Genomic DNA, 17,251 nt, shown 5'->3' with positions numbered 1-17,251 from the left:
ACCAGGAGAACCGGCCGTGGCCTACCCCTATCGCGTCGCCGCCCAGATCAGCATGTACCCCATGGACTATCCCCATGCGGCGCTGCTGCTGCCGCACCAGATCCGTGTCTGGGCGCCCATGGTTGACCGCATCCTCGTCACCATCGACACGCACCGCAGCCGCTCGGGCCGCTATCGCGGCACGCACTTCGACGAATACCGGTCCAAGCTGCTAGCCCTGGCGCAGGACCTGCGCCGCGACATGCCCAAGCTCGACGTCATCGAGGTCGATTACGCGCCGGCGGCCCGCCGCGAGGTGGCGCAATCGTTCTTCGGCGCCGACGACATCCCCGTCAAGGCCTGGGACGGCGGCCCGTTCTACGCCTATTTCTACGGCATGCATCACAGCCAGGCGCGCCACATCGTGCATTTCGACGGCGACATGCTGTTCGGCGGCGGCAGCCACACCTGGGTGGAAGAGGCCATCGCCTACACCGAGCAGGATCCCACCGTGCTGCTGACGGGCCCCTTCCCCGGCCCGCCGCGCACCGACGCCGCGGTCCATGGCCACGGCCTGCCCGCGCCCGAGCGCGTCGAGATCGCCGGCGCCCCCGCCTACCGTTTCCAGAATGCCAGCACGCGCATCTTCATGCTCGACATGGAACGGCTGCGCGCCACGCTCGGCCACCTGCCGCTGCTGCGGCCCGGCGCCGTGCAACGGACCAAATCGCACCTGCTGGGCAATCCCCCGGACGTGCGCGAGGCCGAGGTCATCCTGAGCGAGGTGCTGCGCGCCAACGGCCTGCACCGCGTCGACCTGCTGGGCGCGGCGCCCGGTCTGTGGTCACTGCACCCGCCCTATCGCGGCGCGGAGTTCTATCGCAGGCTGCCGGAACTGATCGCCGCGGTCGAATCGGGCCAGGTGCCCGACGCCCAGCGCGGCCACTACGACATCCACGACAGCATGATCGATTGGACGCCGCAGCGCGCCGCGGCGCGCCGCCACAAACGCTGGCTGCGCCTGCTCAAAGACCGGCTACGGATCGGCGGGTAGCGGCCTTGGAGGCCTCCTGCTCGCGCGGCTTCTTGAAGAGGTTGATCAGCGGCCGCTCCATCAGTTGGTAGACCAGCAGGCCCGCCACCGTGCAGGCCAGGATGCCGACGACGCAGAACGCCACCTGCCCGCCCGGCAGACTGTCCAAGTGCAGCTTGCGCCAACCCTGGCTCACGGCCGACAGCACGAAGGCGTGCGACAGGTAGAGCGAATACGAGGCATCGCCCAGCTTGTGCAGGAAATTCAGGCGCGGCAGCGCCTGGAAGCGTTCCAGCAGGATCGCGCCCACCACGATCGCCGCCGCCGGCACGCCCTGCGCCAGCGGCCGCGAGGCATTCGGGGCCAGCACCGACATCAGCCCGATCACGACGAAGCCGCCCAGCACCAGTGTCCAGCCCAGCGTCGCCGATCCGCCCTTGTGCGGCCGCGAGAACCACCAGCCCACGGCCATGCCCAGCACGAATTCGAGCACGATGTCCGACGTGTAGACCTTGAGGATCGGCGTGTCGTCGCCGACAACGAACCATCCCAGCATGCTCAGGCCGAGCAGCACCAGGGTCGTGATCGCGAAGCGCCAAGCCGTCGGCAGCACCAGCGTCAGGCCGAAGATGACGTAGTAGAGCATCTCGTAATTGAGCGTCCATCCCACCGTCAGCACCGGTTCGATCAGGCCCGCCGGATTCGGCACCATGACGAACAGATACGAGGCGATCACGTGGAACAGGCCGAAGCGGGTGGTCTGCAGCAGCTGCGGCGCGATCAGCATCACCGCCACCGCCACCGAGGTCAGCACCCAGTACAGCGGAATGATGCGCACCGCGCGGCGCCGGTAGAACTCCAGCACGCCGACCTTCTTGCCGCGCGTGGTGATCCACATCAGGAAACCGCTCAGGACGAAGAAGATGTCGACGCCGGCGGCCAGCCAGTGCGGCCAGTAGCCCTGGTAGCCCATGCGCTCGAGCTGCGGATACAAGTGGACCAGCACCACCATCATGGCCGCGACGCCGCGCAGGTACTGAATCGAGAGAATGTCCATGTACGATTACCTGGTACGGTAAGAAGGGAAGGCGTCACCGTCATCGCGCCGCACTTCGCGCCACGCCATGACGATCACCGCCAGGCCATAGCAGGCCTCGCCGGTCAGGATGCCGATCACCGCGCCGATGGGGCCCAGCTGGAGCATGCCCACATAGCTTATCGCCAACGCGATCAGCGCGCAGACCAGCGTGGCCGCGCTCAACGCCCGGAAGCGCTGGCGCAGCAGCGGCACCATCATGATCGGCTCGCGGATCACCATCAGCACGAACAGGCCGATCCACAGCACCAGCAACAGGTCGCGTTGCGGGAAATCCTTGCGCATCAGGTCCAGGAAGATCCAGTCGCGCAGCAGCCAGATCACCGCGCCGTACAGCAGCGTGAACAGCGCCAGCGCCAGCGAGAACAGCATCAGGCGGCGCAGAGTGCGGCGCGCGCCCATGCCGTGCATCCAGACGGAGGCCAGCGGCGTCAGCTGCTTCTGCATGCCGGCCAGCAGCAGGTTGATCGGCATCAGCGTCAGGCGCGAAGCGGCCAGCGCCGCCACCGCCGCCAGGTCCAGCGTGGCCGCGGTCAGGAAGTTGTAGCCCTGGTTGAACAACCAATAGATGACGCCGCCCGAGGCCGCCCAGAACCCCATGCGGGCGATCTCGCGCAGGCGGCCGGGCGCCGCGTCGCGCTCGATATCACTGGCCAGCACCCGGCGCAGCACGCCGGCGCAGGCCAGCGCCGCCATCGTGCCCGCCAGCAGGGCGCCGGCCGCCGCCACCGGCGTCTTCACCGCCAGCGCGCAGCCGGCCAGCAGCACCGCCACGTAGATCGCGTCCGCGCCCAGCACCTGTTGCGGACGGTGGTACATCAACAGGATGCCGCGCAGGTATTCGCGGTACAGCGCCGCCAGCACCAGGCCGATGGCCGCCATCACCACGAGGGTCGATTCGCCGTCGAACAGCCCCATCGCCCAGCCGGCCAGCGCCACGGCCAGCGCCAGCGCGCCGCCCGCCGCCCCCAGCCATTTCTGGTCGCGCAGCAAGCTGCCCATCCACTGGCGCCGCGCCGCCTCGTCCAGGGCGGGCAGGCGGATCACCATCGGCGTGCCGATGAAGGTGCCCTGCAGCGTCGTCAGCAACATCATGGTGTTGAAAGCCAGGATGTAATAGCCGTACTGCGCTTCCGCCGCGTAGCGGATCAGGATCAGGCCGACGCCGAAGTTGGCGGCCGACAGCATGGCCTGGTCGGCAATCGAGCTGCCGAACAGGCGCGCCAGGCCCGAGGCGGAGAGGCGTGCCCGCGTCACTTGGTATCCCGATCGGTCTTGATCCAGTGCTTGTTGCGCCGGTTGCGCAACAGCACGTACAGCTTCCACAGCACGAAGAACGGCACGCGCAGCAGGTCCAGCAGCGCCCGCGGCCCCAGCGGCGACAGCTGCCAGCCACGCAGCGCGTGCAGCGCCAGCACGCCCAGCAGGACCAGCGCCAACAGCGGCCATGCGGCCAGCCCGGCGCCGGGCAGCAGCCACGCGGCCAGCCCGCCCAGCACCAGCAACGCGCCGATCTGCAGCGCGATGTAGCCCAGCGGCATGGTCAGCAGGTCGATCGCCAGCTCCAGGCAGATCCAGCTCGGCCGCGTGACGGCCTGGCGCAGCAGTCGGCCGACGTAAGTCCGCATCACGGCCAGGCGGCCGCCCTCCCACCGCTGGCGCTGCGTGCGCGACCCGCGCTCGGAAGCCACCAGCTCCGCGTCGGCGCTGGCCTCGTCGATATAGACCACGCGGTGACCGTGCAGGCCCAGCACCACGCCATACTCCAGATCTTCCGCCATCGAATGGATATTGAACGGCACCTCGCGCAGCAGCGCGTGCGTCATGCACATGCCGTTGCCGCGCAGCCCGTTGGAAGCGCGCAGCCGTTCACGCGCGCGGCCCCGCACCGCATGGAAGGCGCCGTAGGCGATGGTGATGATGCGGGTGCGCCACGATTCGTCCGGGTTGAGCACCCCGTAATGCACCTGCATCACGGCCGCCCCCTGCTCGATGCGCGCGGCGTAGGCGGCCAGCAGGTTGGGCGTGACCTCGGTGTCGGCGTCGATCACCGCGACCGCGTGCGCGAAACCGTCGGCCGCGCTGCGCGCGATGCCGTACTCCAGCGCATACCCCTTGCCGCGATGCTGGTCGTCGTGGCGTTCGATCACCTCGGCGCCCGCGGCGCGCGCCAGCGCCGCCGTATCGTCGGTGCAATTGTCGGCGATGACGATGATGCGGTAGTGCTCGCGCGGCCAGTCGATGGCCGCCAGGCTGCGCACCGTGCGCTCGATCACCGCGGTCTCGTTGTGCGCCGGCACCAGGATGTCGAAGCGCATGTCGCGCCGCTGCGGCTGCGGCCGCGGCAGGCGCGCCGACAGCAGCGTCAGCAGGCCCAGATAGGCGGTGGCCGCCGTGACGGGCAAGGCGATGATGAACAGGATCAGGTGCAGGAAGCCGGCCATGTGCTCAAGCGTACTCTTGGTAATGCCCGCCCCACAGGACGGACAGTTTTCCGTAGTTGGCATAGGCGCGGCCCAGCCAGTGCACCGCGTGATGCCGGCCCAGCGGCCACGATACCAGCGCCAACACGCCGGCGACGGTCATCTGCGTCACCGCCCGCGCGTAGAACACCACCCGGCGCATGATCGCGGGGCGACGGTTTCCCAGCCGGCCCGCTTCGAAGTGGATGGCGAAATCCTGCCCGCCGCGCAAGGCGCGCTTCAGGATCCACCGGGTCCGCATGCGGCTTTCGGGCACCGGCTCCGTGACGTGGGCCTCGTCGCACCAGATCAGGCGCGCGCCCTGGCCGACCAGGCGCATCAGCATGTCGCCGTCCTCGCCGCCGGTCAGGCCATAGGCCGGATTGAAGACCTGCGCCTGGCGCCGCAGCCAATCGGCCGCGATGAAGAAATTGCCGGTGCGCAGGGCATTGCGCGGCACTTCCTCGCCGGTGCGGAAACGCGGCCATTCATAGAAACGGCCGCGGCGCACCCAGGCCGGCGCGCTCGCCGGGATGTCGGGCACCACCGGCGCCTGCACCCCGTCAGCGCCATGATCGCGGGCCGCCGCCGCCAGCAGCGCCAGCCATTGGGCCGGCGCGCGCTCGTCGTCGTCGATCATCGCCAGCCAGTCGCCACGCGCCAGCGCGACCGTCATATTGCGCGTCAGGGAAATATTCTTCTCGGGCTGCACGGCGTAGTCCAGCGCCACGCCCCGCGCCTCGAACGCGCCGCGGTGCGCCTCGACCACGGCCCGCGCGCTGCCCGCGACGTCATTGTCCACCACCACGATCTGGGACGGCGCCAACGTCTGCGCCGCCAGGTCGTCCAGCAGTTGGCTCAGCATGAGCGGCCGCCGATAGGTGGGGATGCAGACGCTGATGGGACCGAAGCTCATGGCGCATCCTCGAAGACCAGTTCATACCAGGGACTGGCGCCATCATCGCGGGCCTGCACCCGCACGCGCACGCCGTCGGCGCCCGAGCTCGCCTCGGCGGCCGGCAACGCGGCCCGGCGGCGGCCTTCGCCATCCAGCGGATAGACCGACAGCCGGCCGCCGCGCGGCGCCAGCCCCAGCAGCGCCGGCGTGCGGCGCAGCCAGGCCGGCGGCCGGGTGGCGTAATCGCCCGACGGGCCGGCCGAACCGGCGTCCGGCTCCAGCGTGGACCAGGCGCCCTGGCCACGATAGGGCACCCGCATCTTGGGCCGGGCCGGCATCGAGCCCGGCTGCGTGCCGGTGGTGTCGTTGCCCAGGCCCAGCAGCATATGCCGCGACCGCGCCAGTGGCTGGCCGTCCAGCGGCGTCAGCATGGCGCTGGCCGCGCCCGCCGCGTCGAACTGCATCCAGACCGACGGGCCGCCGATACGGCCGCTGCCGGTGGCGCCGAACACGGCCCACAGGGCCGGCGCGTCGATCACGATGCGGCCCGCCGACGCGTCGTGACTCAGCAAGGGCGTCGCGTTCGGCAGACCCGGCAGCGCCGCGTCGGGCGCCGCGGCCAGGTCCAACCCCACCCGGCCCTGCAATGCCCATTGCGGCTTTGCGCCCAGGCCATCGGCCAGGCCGGTGGTGATCGCATCGAAGCGCCGGTCGGCGCCCAGCCGCAGGCGCTGCTGCGGACCCATCGGCAAGGCGATCGCGTCGGGCAGCGCGGCCAGCAGCGGCTGGCGGAACAGCAAGGCGCTCTGGCCCGCCAGCGCCATGCGCCCCCAATCGCCGCTCAGCGCGAAGCGCGATGGCGACTGCGGCAGGCGCTGGGCATCGCTGTAGTCGAAGTAGAACAGGCCATCCCAGTCCTGCAGGGCGCCCACCGCGCTCATCAGCGGCAGGATTTCCGCGCCACGGGGGTTGGGGAAAGGCTGGTTGAATTCGCTGACCACGAACGGCCGCCTGGCGTCGCGCCGCAGCGACAGGGCCAGCACGCGGTCGAACTCGTTGCCGCTGGCAGTCAGGTCCGGGATGCGCCAGTCGTCGTTGGCCCGGATGTCCGGATGGCCGACGTAGAAGTGCTCGTCGATGTAGTCCATGGCGACCTGGGAATCGAAATTCAGCAGGCCGCCATAGCCCATCTGCGTGCCGGTCACCGGCACCCGCGCGTCGGTGCTCTCGTGCACCACGCGGCGCAGGCGCTCGAAATAGGCCTGGTCGGTCGCCGCCAGGAACAACAGGAAATCGCGTTCGCGCAGATCCACCTTGGCATCGCTGCCGAACCACGCGCTGACGCGCCGCGCGATGCCCGAACGCAGCTGCGCCAGGCCGCTCTCGTAGAGCGGCTGCTGCTGGCCCGGCACCGGGAACTCCACCGCGTTGTCGTTGCCGCCCGCGCATCCGCCCCAGGCGGCGCAGGCCTGCGCCAGCGACCCGTGGCGCTGCATCAGCCAGGCGCGCCACTGCTTGCGCAGTTCGGGCGCATAGGCCGACGGAATCGCCGCCAGCCAATCCGGCCCCAGCCACGCCGCCAGCAGCGACGACTCGTTGTTGAGCTCGACCATGGCGAGCGCCGGATTGTCCTTCAGGCCCAGCGCCTGGATCAGCCGCCGCGCGTAGTCTTCCTGCATCGCGATCAGGCGCGGGTCGTACACATGGATCGGCGCGGTCAACGGCGGCATGTCGACGCCGCCGTCCAGCGCCGGCAGGCCGTCCACGCGCGGGCGGAAGCGATAGCCCACGTGCAGGTTCAGGTTGACGTAGATGCCCTCGCGCGCCAGCGCCTCGATCAGGCCCCGCAGCCGCGCCACCGCCGTCGGGCTGAAGGTCGGAAACGGCCCCGTGGTCAGGATGCTGATCGGCGCGTCCGGATAATCCGACGGCAGCGAATCCAGATGATGCAGACGCACCGCGTTGAAGCCCAGCCTGCGCAACTGCCGCGCCAGCGTGGCGGCCTCGATGGAATCAGGGAAGTTGGCGCCGAACGTCAGGTTCACGCCGAAGAACCGCACCCGCGTGTCATCGCCCGCGCCCGGCTGGCCGTCGGCGCCGACACGATGGAAATGCCCGTCGCGCACGACAATGCGCGAAGCCGCGTCCAGCGGCCGGTTGAGCGCCGACACATCCGGCGCGCCCGACAGCGCCGCCGGATTCATCTCGAAGCCGAACCAGCCCGCGGGCGCGGCCGTCGCGGCGCTCATCACCCACATCAGCGCCAGAACCAGCACGGCGCGCCAGCGCATCATGCCTCGCGCTCCCGGCGGATGGCGTAGGGCCGCGCCGCGGCGGCCCGGACAGGCGGCGGCGCCGGCTGGGACTCCACCGCCGCGCGCCGCCGCCAGCGTTCCATCGCCAGGCGGCCGCTGATCGCCAGCGACGAATAGATGAACATGATGTTCTGGAAATTGGTGTCGCGCAGGATCTGGCTTTCCGAGAAATTACTGACCATGATCGTCACGCAGATGGCCAGGTGCATCGCCGCATCCTCGCGGTCGATCTTGAACAGCCGCATGATGCTGACCACGTGCCACAGCAGGCAGCCCAGGAACAGCCCCATGCCGACCTGGCCCAGGTCCAGCAGGATATCGATGTAGCCGTTGTGCGCCTGCCCCGGCAGCCAGCCCAGCTTGTCGGCGATGAACTGCGCCGGACCGCCCTCGCCCACCCAGAAGGCGCTGTAGCCGATGCCCCAGACGGGATGCCGCTGGATGGCCATGTCCACCAGCGCCCAGATCTCGCCACGGCCGGTCAGGTCATTGCTCTTGTTGAACAGCGACGTGACCACCAGCACCACGTCGTCGACCCGCGGCATGCGGCCCACCGCCACGTAGAACATCAGCAGGAAGTACAGCGCCACCAGCAGCGCGCCCAGCATCAGGATCTGCCCGGTATGACGGCCGCCGAAGAACCGCTTGCGCGTCAGCAGGTAGACCCCCGCGCCCAGCCCCGTCACCAGCATGGCGGTGGCGCTCTTGGCCATCACCAGCATGAACACGCTGAACAGCAGCCCCACCGCGCTCAGGCGCCGGATCGACGGCGTCATCAGCCATTCGCGCAGCCACAGCAACACGGCGAAGCCGGCGATCGAACCCAGCATGTTCTTCTGCCAGGTGATGCCGCGCCAGGCATTGCCCAGCAGGGTGTCCACCCCCATGCTCGGAATGAACACCGCCACCAGGCACGACAGCACCAGCACGATCGTGTAGGTGCCCAGGATCACGCGCAGGAACTGGCGCGGACTGCTGAAGGGCGGCGCCACGGTCAGCCCGATCAGCACCAGGCCCGCGAAAATGATGGTGCGCTTGATCGTGATGTCCGGATACGGCGACCAGGTCGCGCTGGCCAGGCAATAGAACACCAGCAGCATCAGGAACAGATTGGACGCGCGCAGGTTCATGAGCGCGGGTCGGACGTGATGCCAGAGCACGAACAGCGCGCCCAGGAACAACGACCCGTACTGCACCTGGCGCAGCATCGAACCCTGTTCGATGGTGTGGTTGGCTTCCGGGCCCACCGCGTTGACCGACAGCGTGTCCGGCACGATGGCGAACAGCAGGCTCAGCCCCACCAGCAGCCAGACGGCCCAGCGGTCGCCCCGGCTCTGTCCGCCAACCGCCACGACCGCGGGCGCGCCCATGGCCGCGCTCCTCAACGCCGCAGCCGCGCCGGCAGGAGCGCGCGCAGCCGGTCCTTCCAGCCCTGCGGGGCATCCGGCTCGTATTCGTTGTAGACCGTGCCCAGCACGCGCACGCCGGCCGTCTCCAGCACCTCCGCGGTACGCGTCAGGGCGCTCAACGACGTCACGTCCTTGCGCGCCACCAGCACACAGGCATCCACCTGGCGCGCGATGCTCTGCGCATCCGAGGAGTGGGCCGCCGCCGGCGTGTTCACGATGAAGATCTCGTACTGGTCGGCATAGGCCGCCAGCAGGCGGTCCAGCGCCGGTTCGCGCAGCAGTTCGGCCGGGTTGGGCGGCTGCGGCCCGGCATCCAGCACGCCCAGCGTCGGAAAGCCCGGCACGGCGCGGCTGTCGCCCGCCGGCGCGCGGCCGGCCAGGATCGAGGACAGGCCCGCGCCGCTGGCGCCGCCCAGGATATCGTCCTGGCCGCTGGCGCGCAGATTGGCGTTGACCAGCAACGTGCGGCGGCCGGTCTGCGCGAACGCCAGCGCCAGGCTGGCCGACAGGTAGGCACGGCCCTCGCTGTCATCCGGGCTCACCACCGCCACCGCGATGCGCGGCAGGTCTTCCAGGCGGATCGAGATCTCGGCGCGCACCTGGCGGATCGCCTCGGCCTCGCGGCTGAACGGCGCCGCCGCGATCGCCAGATGGATATCCCCCTGCTGCGCCGGGGCATAGTCGTAGCGATACTGTTCGGCCAGCACCGACTGCACCCGCGCTTCCGACACGAAACCGAGCTTCACGGCGGCCTGGCCGAAGCGCAGACGCTCGGCCTGCTGCAGCTGGACCACGTGCTGGACCTGGTCCTCGGTCAGCAGCCCCAGGCGCACGAAGCGCTCACCCATCTTCTCGCCCGGCACGGTATCGGGCGCCAGGCTTGGCGCCATCTCCGCGGCCTGCTGCTGATTGAGCCGGTCAAACAGAGGACGCAGCGTGGAATCGCTCATGACGTCACCGTCGCGGGAGTCGGGTTACGGCCGATGCGGCCCAGCACGGGCTGGCGCGTGTTGCGCTCCAGGTCTTCGGCGCAGCGGATGCGGCGTCGGCTCAGTTCCAGCAGCATGGCCAGCGCCAGGCCCGCCAGCAGGCCCACCACCAGGCCCAGCGCCAGGCTGCTGCGCACCTTCGGGCGCGACGGCGAGGTCGGCACGTCGGCCGCGCGCAGCACCGCCAGGTTGGGCAGGGAGATGTTGCTGGCCATCAGGATGCCGTCGTACTTCTGCAGGGCGGTCTGGTAGACCTGCTCGACGCCGGCGAACTGGCGCCGATAGGCCGCGATGCGATCGCGCTTGGCCATCTGGTCCAGGACCTTGGCGCGCTGCGCCTCGATGTCACGCTGCAGCGCCGCCTTCTGGGTCTGCAGGCGCTCCAGCTCGCCGCGCTGCGCCTCGATGGCGGCCTTGGACTGGCGCGAGATATCGGCCAGCATCTGCGACCGTTGCGCCAGCAGCCCCGCCACGGTCGGGTGCCTGGGCCCCAGCGAGCCGCGCAATTGGCCGAGCTGGTGATCCACCACCGTCAGGCCGTTGCGCAGGTCGTTGATGGGCGCGATCTGCCCCACCTCGGGCAGGTCCTCCGGACGGATGCCGCTCTTGAGCAGGCGTTCGGTGGTTTCGTTGCGCGCCTTGGCGGCCTCCAGCTGCGCGTCCAGCGTCAGCATCGACGTCGTCATGTCGTTGAGCGTGCGCACGTCGATATCGCCGCCGGTCTGCTCCGTATCGACGATGCCGGTCTCCTGCTGGTAGCGCGTCAGCTTGTCCTGGATCGCGTCCACCTCGCCGCGCAACTGCTCCAGCTGCGCGGAATACTGTTCGCTGCGCGCGCGCGCCGCCGCCGACGAGATGTTCTGGCTGACCGCCAGGTAGGAATTGACCACCGCGTTGGTGAACTCGCGCGCCTTCTGCGGCGTATTGGCGGAGAACGACACCGTCAGCACGCGGCTGTTCTGCTGCTTGACGACTTCCAGGTTGCGGCGGATGTACTCCACCAGGTCGTTGTGCGCCTTGGTGCCCTGCGCCGCGTCCGGTCCCGACAGCAGCTCCAGGGTCGAGATCACATGGTCGGCGACCGCCTGGCTGCGGATCATGTCGATCTGCGTCTGCATATAGCTTTCGTCGAGCAGCGCTGAAAACGAGCGTCCGTTGATCGGGTCGTTTTCGCGGTAGTCGATGAAGACGTCCGACGATGCCGTCCACACGCGCGGCAGCACCAGCAGCAGCAGGCAGGTCAGCGCCAGCGTGGCCAGGGTCACCCGGGCGACCAGCCGCGCGCGGGCGGCCAACATTGCCCACACCTGATTCAACGAGAGCAGACTGTATTCGGGAGTCACGGCGGGATCTGGAGTCAGCGTGGCGTAATAGCTGATTCTACCGGAGAGTCCGATCTGGGGGCCAGATGGGAAAAATACCGGAAATAAAACGCCCGATGACGATATTTATGGCAAAAAAAAGGCAAGGGCCTGAGCCCTTGCCTTTCTAGCCCGGAACGGCAAGCCGTTCCGAAAGCTGGCACTTAGATGATACGTGCGGCTTCAACCAGACGCACCACGCGCCACGACTTCGAGCGCGAGATGGGACGGCCTTCAGCGATTTCAACCGTATCGCCTTCGTTGTACTGGTTCGACTCATCGTGCGCCTTGTACTTCGCGGAACGCATGATGATCTTGCCGAAGATGGGGTGCTTGACGCGGCGTTCAACCAGAACGACGACAGTCTTGTCCATCTTGTTGCTGACGACCTTGCCGACCAGCGTACGCTGGCGCTTGGCCACTTGGGTGTTTTGAGTTTCGCTCATCTTTATTTCCCTGCCTTCTCGGTCAGCAAGGTACGCACGCGCGCGATGTCGCGGCGCACGTTACGCAGCTGGCTGGTGTTGGCAAGCTGCTGCGTGGCCTTCTGCATACGCAGACCGAATTGTGCCTTCAGCAGGCTTTCGAGCTCTTTGCCGAGCTCGGCGGCGTCTTTCGAACGGAGTTCGCTGGCTTTCATGTCTTAGTACTCCTTAAGCACCGATATGACGCGCGACGAACGTGGTCGAAATCGGCAGCTTGGCAGCGGCCAGGCGGAAAGCTTCACGCGCGAGCTCTTCGCTAACCCCTTCCATTTCGTAGAGCACCTTGCCGGGCTGAATCTCGGCGACCCAGTACTCCGGGTTGCCCTTACCGTTACCCATACGGACTTCGGCAGGCTTCTGCGAGATGGGCTTATCCGGGAAAATGCGAATCCAGATGCGGCCGCCGCGCTTGATGTGACGGTTGATGGCACGACGAGCGGCTTCGATCTGGCGAGCGGTCAGACGGCCACGGCCGGTGGCCTTCAGACCGAATTCGCCGAACGACACGTGGGTACCACGGGTCGCCAGACCGGTGTTGCGGCCCTTCTGCTCTTTGCGATACTTTCTGCGAGAGGGTTGCAGCATGGTTATTCTCCTTCAGGCGCCGGAGCAGCGTCCGCCTTGCGGGGACCACGGCCACGACCACCCGGACGACCGGTGCGAGCACCGTCCGGACGATCACCACGCGGAGCGCGGCGCGGACGACGTTCTTCTTCACGCGGGGCGGCGGTTTCCGGCGGCAGTTCGCCGTTGGCCAGCATGTCGCCCTTGTAGACCCAGACCTTGATGCCGATCACGCCATACGTGGTGTGGGCTTCGGAGGTGCCGTAGTCGATGTTGGCCTTGAGGGTGTGCAGCGGCACACGGCCTTCGCGATACCACTCGGTGCGAGCAATTTCGATACCGTTCAGACGGCCCGAGCTCATGATCTTGATGCCTTGGGCACCCAGACGCATGGCGTTCTGCATCGCGCGCTTCATGGCGCGGCGGAACATGATGCGCTTCTCGAGCTGTTGCGAGATCGAGTCGGCGATCAGTTGAGCATCGGTTTCCGGCTTGCGGATTTCTTCGATGTTGACGTGCACGGGCACGCCCATCAGGCGCTGCAGATCAGCCTTCAGGCTTTCGATGTCTTCGCCGCGCTTGCCGATCACCACGCCCGGACGAGCCGAGTAGACGGTGATGCGGGCATTCTTGGCGGGACGCTCGATGATCACGCGACCGACGGAGGCGCTCTTGAGCTTCTTTTTCAGGTACTCGCGGACACGGATGTCTTCGGCCAGCATGCTGCCGAAGGCCTTGTCGTCGGCGAACCAACGCGAGGACCAATTACGGGTGACCGCGAGACGGAACCCAGTGGGGTGAATTTTCTGACCCATCGTGACTCCTTAAGCTCCGACCTTGACCGTGATGTGGCAGGTCTGCTTCTCGATACGGTTGCCGCGGCCCTTGGCGCGAGCGGAGAAGCGCTTCATCGACTGAGCCTTGTCCACGAAGATCGTGGTGACTTTCAGTTCGTCGATATCGGCACCGTCGTTGTGCTCGGCGTTGGCGATGGCGGACTCGACAGCCTTCTTCAGGATGGCGGCGGCCTTCTTCGGCGAGAAGGAGAGGATCTCGAGCGCACGGCCGACCTTCTGACCGCGGATCAGATCCGCAACCAGACGCGTCTTTTGAGCGGAGATGTGAACCCCACGGATAATGGCAGTAGTTTCCATCGCTTACCTCTTCGCCTTCTTGTCCGCGGCGTGACCCTTGAACGTACGGGTCAGCGCGAACTCGCCCAGCTTGTGACCGACCATGTTCTCGTTGATGTAAACGGGAACATGCTGCTTGCCGTTGTGCACAGCGATCGTCAGACCGATGAACTCGGGCAGGATCGTCGAGCGACGCGACCAGGTCTTGATCGGCTTCTTGTCTTTGCCCGCGACGGCCGTGTCCACCTTTTTGATCAGGTGAGCATCGACAAACGGGCCTTTCTTGATCGAACGTGACATAGTGTTCGCCTCTTACTTGCGCTTGCGCCGTTGGACGATCATATTGTTCGTCCGCTTGTTGCGACGGGTCTTGAAACCCTTCGCCGGGGTGCCCCACGGGCTGACCGGTTCGCGTGCTTCACCGGTACGGCCTTCGCCGCCACCGTGCGGGTGATCGACCGGGTTCATGGCGACGCCACGAACCGTCGGGCGAATACCGCGCCAACGCATTGCACCGGCCTTGCCGATTTGGCGCAGGCTGTGTTCTTCGTTACCGACTTCACCGATGGTGGCACGGCACTCGATGTGCACACGGCGGACTTCACCCGAGCGCAGACGCACTTGAGCGTAGGTACCTTCGCGGGCCAGCAGGACGGCGGAAGCGCCGGCCGAACGGACCATCTGGGCACCCTTGCCGGGCAGCATTTCGACGCAGTGAATCGTCGTACCCACCGGGATGTTGCGGATCGGCAGCGTGTTGCCGGCGCGGATCGGGGCTTCGACGCCCGAGATCAGCGTGGCGCCCACTTCCAGGCCGCGCGGAGCGATGATGTAACGACGCTCGCCGTCGGCGTAGCACAGCAGAGCGATGTGCGCCGTACGGTTCGGGTCATATTCCAGACGCTCGACCTTCGCGGGGATGCCATCCTTGTCGCGACGGAAGTCGACGACACGGTAGTGTTGCTTGTGACCGCCGCCACGGTGGCGGATCGTGATGTGACCGTTGTTGTTACGGCCCGAACCACGGGTCTTCTTTTCCAGCAGCGGCGCGTAGGGCTCACCCTTGTGCAGGTTCGGGCTGACAACCTTCACCATGCCACGGCGGCCAGCCGAAGTCGGCTTAACTTTTACGAGGGCCATTTACTTCACCTCCGCAAAGTCGATTTCCTGGCCGTCCTTGAGCGAGACGTAAGCCTTGCGCTCATTGCGACGGCGGCCAACGAATCGGCCAAAGCGCTTGACTTTGCCCTTACGGTTGAGGACCTGCACGGACTCGACCTGCACCTTGAAGAGCAGTTCGACGGCAGCCTTGATTTCCGGCTTGGTAGCGTCAGCCACGACACGGAAAGCGACTTGCTGATTCTTCTCAGCGACGAACGTGGCCTTTTCGGTCACGATCGGAGCCAGAATGACTTGCATCAAGCGTTCAGCGTTCATCCCAGCATCTCCTCGAGTTGAGCGATGGCCGGCTTGGTGATCAGCACTTTCTTGTAGTGGACCAGCGACAACGGATCGGCATAACGGGGCTCGACAACGGCAACGTGCGGCAGGTTGCGGGTGGCGAGGTAAACATTTTCATCAACGTTGTCGGTGATGATCAGGACCGAGTCCAGGCCCAGGCTCTTCAGCTTTGCAGCGGCAGCCTTGGTCTTGGGCGATTCCAGATCGAACGATTCGACGACGGCGATGCGGTCTTCGCGAGCCAGCTGCGACAGGATCGAGCGGATCCCGGCGCGGTACATCTTCTTGTTGACCTTCTGGCTGAAGTTCTCTTCCGGCGAGTTCGGGAAAATCCGACCACCGCCACGCCACAGCGGCGACGAGGTCATACCGGCGCGAGCGCGGCCGGTACCCTTCTGGCGCCAGGGCTTCTTGGTCGAGTGCTTGACTTCCGAGCGATCCTTCTGAGCGCGGTTGCCGGCACGGGCATTGGCTTGGAAAGCCACCACGATCTGATGAATCAGCGCTTCGTTGAAGTCACGGCCGAAGATCGTGTCGGGCGCGCTGAAAGTCGCGGCCTGACCTTGGTCGTTCAGGAGCTTGAGATCCATTTACTTACGCTCCCTTCTTGGCCGGGGCCTTGATGGCCGGACGCACGACGATGTCGGCGCCAGCGTGGCCGGGGACAGCGCCCTTGACCAGCAGCAGGCCGCGCTCAACGTCAACGCGAACGACGTCGAGGTTTTGAACGGTGCGGGTGACATCACCCAGGTGACCCGCCATGCGCTTACCCGGGAAAATGCGGCCCGGATCTTGAGCTTGGCCGATCGAGCCGGGAACGCGGTGCGAACGGGAGTTACCGTGCGAGGCGCGTTGCGAGCCGAAGTTGTGGCGCTTGATGGTACCGGCAAAGCCCTTACCAATCGTGGTGCCCGTGACGTCGACCTGTTGGCCGGCTTCGAACACCGATTCCACGGCGATCACGGAACCGGCCGCAAATTCAGCGGCGCGAGCGGGATCAAGGCGGAATTCTTTGAGGATGCTACCGGCTTCAACGCCGGCCTTGGCGTAGTGGCCCGTTTGTGCTTGCGGCACGCGCGAGGCGCGACGAGCGCCATAAGCCACCTGGATCGCGGCGTAGCCGTCGGTTTCCAGCGACTTAACTTGGGTCACGCGGTTGTTCGACACGTCCAGCACGGTCACCGGGATGGATTCACCTTCCTCGGTAAAAATGCGGGTCATGCCGACCTTGCGACCCACCAGCCCCAGCCGATGAGCGGCGGGCGTGGGTGTCGAATTCGACATCGTTTTCTCCATTCCCGACTGCGATTGGTCGGGGCTAATCAGGCAAAAGGTAACGGCCTTTGCCCTACGACTATGTTCAACCTGGCTTGGGGTTGCTCGCCCGGAAAATCCCGGATTTGCGCGCGCCTCACCATAGTTAGACCTGCCACAAAATGGCAAGCTTGGCATATTAGCATGTTTTTTCCAGGCAGCACAAGCACTTAGCGTAAAAGGCCGCCGGCCCCGCCCGCCGCGCGCCAGGCTGTGGCGCAAAAACAAAGTGGCCGCAGTCCCGAAGGATTGCGGCCATTCTTCACAAGTCCACTGGCGAAGGTAGCGGACTCGCGATACGCCTTACTGCAGCGCGATTTCGACGTCGACGCCGGCCGGCAGGTCCAGACGCATCAGGGCGTCAACGGTCTTGTCGGTGGGATCAACGATGTCCATCAGGCGCTGATGGGTACGGATTTCGAACTGGTCACGCGACGTCTTGTTGACGTGCGGCGAACGCAGCACGTCGTAACGACGAATACGCGTGGGCAGCGGCACCGGGCCGCGGACAACGGCGCCCGTGCGCTTGGCGGTGTCGACGATTTCAGCGGCCGATTGATCGATCAGCTTGTAATCGAAAGCCTTCAAGCGGATACGGATCTTTTGGTTTTTCATGGCGTTTCCTAAAGAACGAGGGGCGAGGGCGGCAGGCGCCCCCGCTGGTTGTGTGCTGCTTAAGTGATCCGAATTACTTCAGGATCTTGGCGACGACGCCGGCGCCGACGGTACGACCGCCTTCACGGATGGCGAAA

General features: G+C 66.7%; 20 protein-coding genes and 1 pseudogene. 1 reads left to right on the top strand and 20 read right to left on the bottom strand.

Translation table 11 applies throughout. The features are described 5' to 3' along the window. Positions 1-16: 16 nt before the first annotated feature. Positions 17-1,033, top strand: a complete 1,017-nt coding sequence (locus AOZ53_RS13150; RefSeq protein ID WP_082380333.1) for a capsular biosynthesis protein — start codon at positions 17-19, stop codon at positions 1,031-1,033. On the opposite strand, the gene AOZ53_RS13145 is transcribed toward AOZ53_RS13150, so the two are convergent. The 20 genes and pseudogenes from AOZ53_RS13145 to AOZ53_RS34170 form a co-directional block, all read right to left on the bottom strand. After that, positions 1,005-2,069, bottom strand: a complete 1,065-nt coding sequence (locus AOZ53_RS13145; protein WP_054474559.1) for an acyltransferase family protein — start codon at positions 2,067-2,069, stop codon at positions 1,005-1,007. The two genes, AOZ53_RS13150 and AOZ53_RS13145, sit on opposite strands and share 29 nt — an antisense overlap. A 6-nt stretch (positions 2,070-2,075) precedes the next feature. Continuing rightward, on the bottom strand, positions 2,076-3,365 hold the full coding sequence (locus tag AOZ53_RS13140) for a lipopolysaccharide biosynthesis protein (protein ID WP_054488132.1): 1,290 nt from the start codon (positions 3,363-3,365) through the stop codon (positions 2,076-2,078). Then, positions 3,362-4,552 (bottom strand): glycosyltransferase family 2 protein, encoded by a 1,191-nt coding sequence (locus tag AOZ53_RS13135; protein ID WP_054474561.1) that lies wholly within the window; start codon positions 4,550-4,552, stop codon positions 3,362-3,364. Before AOZ53_RS13135 ends, AOZ53_RS13140 begins: the two co-directional genes overlap by 4 nt. Positions 4,553-4,556: 4 nt before the next feature. Then, entirely contained in the window at positions 4,557-5,486 is a 930-nt protein-coding gene (locus AOZ53_RS13130; RefSeq protein WP_054430943.1) for a glycosyltransferase family 2 protein, read from the bottom strand. Beyond that, positions 5,483-7,762: a glycoside hydrolase family 5 protein gene (locus tag AOZ53_RS13125; protein WP_054488131.1), complete on the bottom strand. Its 2,280-nt coding sequence runs from the start codon at positions 7,760-7,762 to the stop codon at positions 5,483-5,485. The genes AOZ53_RS13130 and AOZ53_RS13125 overlap by 4 nt, the downstream gene beginning before the upstream one ends. Beyond that, positions 7,759-9,153, bottom strand: a complete 1,395-nt coding sequence (locus AOZ53_RS13120) for an O-antigen ligase family protein (RefSeq protein WP_054430947.1) — start codon at positions 9,151-9,153, stop codon at positions 7,759-7,761. Before AOZ53_RS13120 ends, AOZ53_RS13125 begins: the two co-directional genes overlap by 4 nt. Positions 9,154-9,164: 11 nt before the next feature. Continuing rightward, on the bottom strand, positions 9,165-10,142 hold the full coding sequence (locus AOZ53_RS13115; protein WP_054488129.1) for a CpsD/CapB family tyrosine-protein kinase: 978 nt from the start codon (positions 10,140-10,142) through the stop codon (positions 9,165-9,167). Continuing rightward, entirely contained in the window at positions 10,139-11,524 is a 1,386-nt protein-coding gene (locus tag AOZ53_RS13110; protein ID WP_255353236.1) for a GumC family protein, read from the bottom strand. Before AOZ53_RS13110 ends, AOZ53_RS13115 begins: the two co-directional genes overlap by 4 nt. Before the next feature lie 182 nt (positions 11,525-11,706). Further along, complete coding sequence (gene rpsQ, locus AOZ53_RS13105) at positions 11,707-11,988, bottom strand: 30S ribosomal protein S17 (protein ID WP_006216549.1); 282 nt, start codon at positions 11,986-11,988, stop codon at positions 11,707-11,709. 2 nt (positions 11,989-11,990) lie between these two features. Next, positions 11,991-12,182, bottom strand: a complete 192-nt coding sequence (rpmC, locus tag AOZ53_RS13100; RefSeq protein ID WP_003806912.1) for a 50S ribosomal protein L29 — start codon at positions 12,180-12,182, stop codon at positions 11,991-11,993. Positions 12,183-12,195: 13 nt separating this feature from the next. Then, complete coding sequence (gene rplP, locus AOZ53_RS13095; RefSeq protein ID WP_006389610.1) at positions 12,196-12,612, bottom strand: 50S ribosomal protein L16; 417 nt, start codon at positions 12,610-12,612, stop codon at positions 12,196-12,198. Between the two features lie 2 nt (positions 12,613-12,614). Continuing rightward, a complete protein-coding gene (rpsC, locus tag AOZ53_RS13090) occupies positions 12,615-13,406 on the bottom strand; it encodes a 30S ribosomal protein S3 (RefSeq protein WP_006389609.1) in 792 nt (263 codons plus the stop codon). A 9-nt stretch (positions 13,407-13,415) separates the two neighbouring features. Continuing rightward, positions 13,416-13,745: a 50S ribosomal protein L22 gene (gene rplV, locus AOZ53_RS13085; RefSeq protein WP_054488127.1), complete on the bottom strand. Its 330-nt coding sequence runs from the start codon at positions 13,743-13,745 to the stop codon at positions 13,416-13,418. A gap of 3 nt (positions 13,746-13,748) precedes the next feature. Next, complete coding sequence (rpsS, locus tag AOZ53_RS13080) at positions 13,749-14,024, bottom strand: 30S ribosomal protein S19 (RefSeq protein ID WP_006216555.1); 276 nt, start codon at positions 14,022-14,024, stop codon at positions 13,749-13,751. A 12-nt stretch (positions 14,025-14,036) separates the two neighbouring features. Further along, on the bottom strand, positions 14,037-14,864 hold the full coding sequence (rplB, locus tag AOZ53_RS13075) for a 50S ribosomal protein L2 (protein WP_054430952.1): 828 nt from the start codon (positions 14,862-14,864) through the stop codon (positions 14,037-14,039). Continuing rightward, complete coding sequence (gene rplW / locus AOZ53_RS13070; RefSeq protein ID WP_006216557.1) at positions 14,865-15,161, bottom strand: 50S ribosomal protein L23; 297 nt, start codon at positions 15,159-15,161, stop codon at positions 14,865-14,867. Beyond that, on the bottom strand, positions 15,158-15,775 hold the full coding sequence (gene rplD / locus AOZ53_RS13065) for a 50S ribosomal protein L4 (RefSeq protein ID WP_006389605.1): 618 nt from the start codon (positions 15,773-15,775) through the stop codon (positions 15,158-15,160). Before rplD ends, rplW begins: the two co-directional genes overlap by 4 nt. A 4-nt stretch (positions 15,776-15,779) precedes the next feature. Continuing rightward, positions 15,780-16,469, bottom strand: a complete 690-nt coding sequence (gene rplC / locus AOZ53_RS13060) for a 50S ribosomal protein L3 (RefSeq protein ID WP_006392074.1) — start codon at positions 16,467-16,469, stop codon at positions 15,780-15,782. A 333-nt stretch (positions 16,470-16,802) separates the two neighbouring features. Beyond that, on the bottom strand, positions 16,803-17,114 hold the full coding sequence (gene rpsJ / locus AOZ53_RS13055; RefSeq protein ID WP_003806903.1) for a 30S ribosomal protein S10: 312 nt from the start codon (positions 17,112-17,114) through the stop codon (positions 16,803-16,805). A 73-nt stretch (positions 17,115-17,187) separates the two neighbouring features. Then, positions 17,188-17,251 (bottom strand): annotated as a pseudogene (locus AOZ53_RS34170) (elongation factor Tu); the annotation flags it as partial.

The organism is Achromobacter sp. 2789STDY5608621 (assembly GCF_001299375.1).
In the GTDB taxonomy this organism is placed as follows: domain Bacteria; phylum Pseudomonadota; class Gammaproteobacteria; order Burkholderiales; family Burkholderiaceae_B; genus Achromobacter; species Achromobacter insuavis.
Note: the sequence above shows the minus strand (reverse complement) of the source record. Positions and strands in the feature narration are given on the sequence as shown.

Excerpts from the sequence above, each read along its gene's own strand:
- AOZ53_RS13145 (WP_054474559.1), bottom strand. The coding sequence starts at position 2,069 with ATGGACATTCTCTCGATTCAGTACCTGCGCGGCGTCGCGGCCATGATG.
- AOZ53_RS13135 (WP_054474561.1), bottom strand. The coding sequence starts at position 4,552 with ATGGCCGGCTTCCTGCACCTGATCCTGTTCATCATCGCCTTGCCCGTC.
- AOZ53_RS13130 (WP_054430943.1), bottom strand. The coding sequence starts at position 5,486 with ATGAGCTTCGGTCCCATCAGCGTCTGCATCCCCACCTATCGGCGGCCG.
- AOZ53_RS13125 (WP_054488131.1), bottom strand. The coding sequence starts at position 7,762 with ATGATGCGCTGGCGCGCCGTGCTGGTTCTGGCGCTGATGTGGGTGATG.
- AOZ53_RS13120 (WP_054430947.1), bottom strand. The coding sequence starts at position 9,153 with ATGGGCGCGCCCGCGGTCGTGGCGGTTGGCGGACAGAGCCGGGGCGAC.
- AOZ53_RS13115 (WP_054488129.1), bottom strand. The coding sequence starts at position 10,142 with ATGAGCGATTCCACGCTGCGTCCTCTGTTTGACCGGCTCAATCAGCAG.
- rpsQ (WP_006216549.1), bottom strand. The coding sequence starts at position 11,988 with ATGAGCGAAACTCAAAACACCCAAGTGGCCAAGCGCCAGCGTACGCTG.
- rpmC (WP_003806912.1), bottom strand. The coding sequence starts at position 12,182 with ATGAAAGCCAGCGAACTCCGTTCGAAAGACGCCGCCGAGCTCGGCAAA.
- rplP (WP_006389610.1), bottom strand. The coding sequence starts at position 12,612 with ATGCTGCAACCCTCTCGCAGAAAGTATCGCAAAGAGCAGAAGGGCCGC.
- rpsC (WP_006389609.1), bottom strand. The coding sequence starts at position 13,406 with ATGGGTCAGAAAATTCACCCCACTGGGTTCCGTCTCGCGGTCACCCGT.
- rplV (WP_054488127.1), bottom strand. The coding sequence starts at position 13,745 with ATGGAAACTACTGCCATTATCCGTGGGGTTCACATCTCCGCTCAAAAG.
- rpsS (WP_006216555.1), bottom strand. The coding sequence starts at position 14,024 with ATGTCACGTTCGATCAAGAAAGGCCCGTTTGTCGATGCTCACCTGATC.
- rplB (WP_054430952.1), bottom strand. The coding sequence starts at position 14,864 with ATGGCCCTCGTAAAAGTTAAGCCGACTTCGGCTGGCCGCCGTGGCATG.
- rplW (WP_006216557.1), bottom strand. The coding sequence starts at position 15,161 with ATGAACGCTGAACGCTTGATGCAAGTCATTCTGGCTCCGATCGTGACC.
- rplD (WP_006389605.1), bottom strand. The coding sequence starts at position 15,775 with ATGGATCTCAAGCTCCTGAACGACCAAGGTCAGGCCGCGACTTTCAGC.
- rplC (WP_006392074.1), bottom strand. The coding sequence starts at position 16,469 with ATGTCGAATTCGACACCCACGCCCGCCGCTCATCGGCTGGGGCTGGTG.
- rpsJ (WP_003806903.1), bottom strand. The coding sequence starts at position 17,114 with ATGAAAAACCAAAAGATCCGTATCCGCTTGAAGGCTTTCGATTACAAG.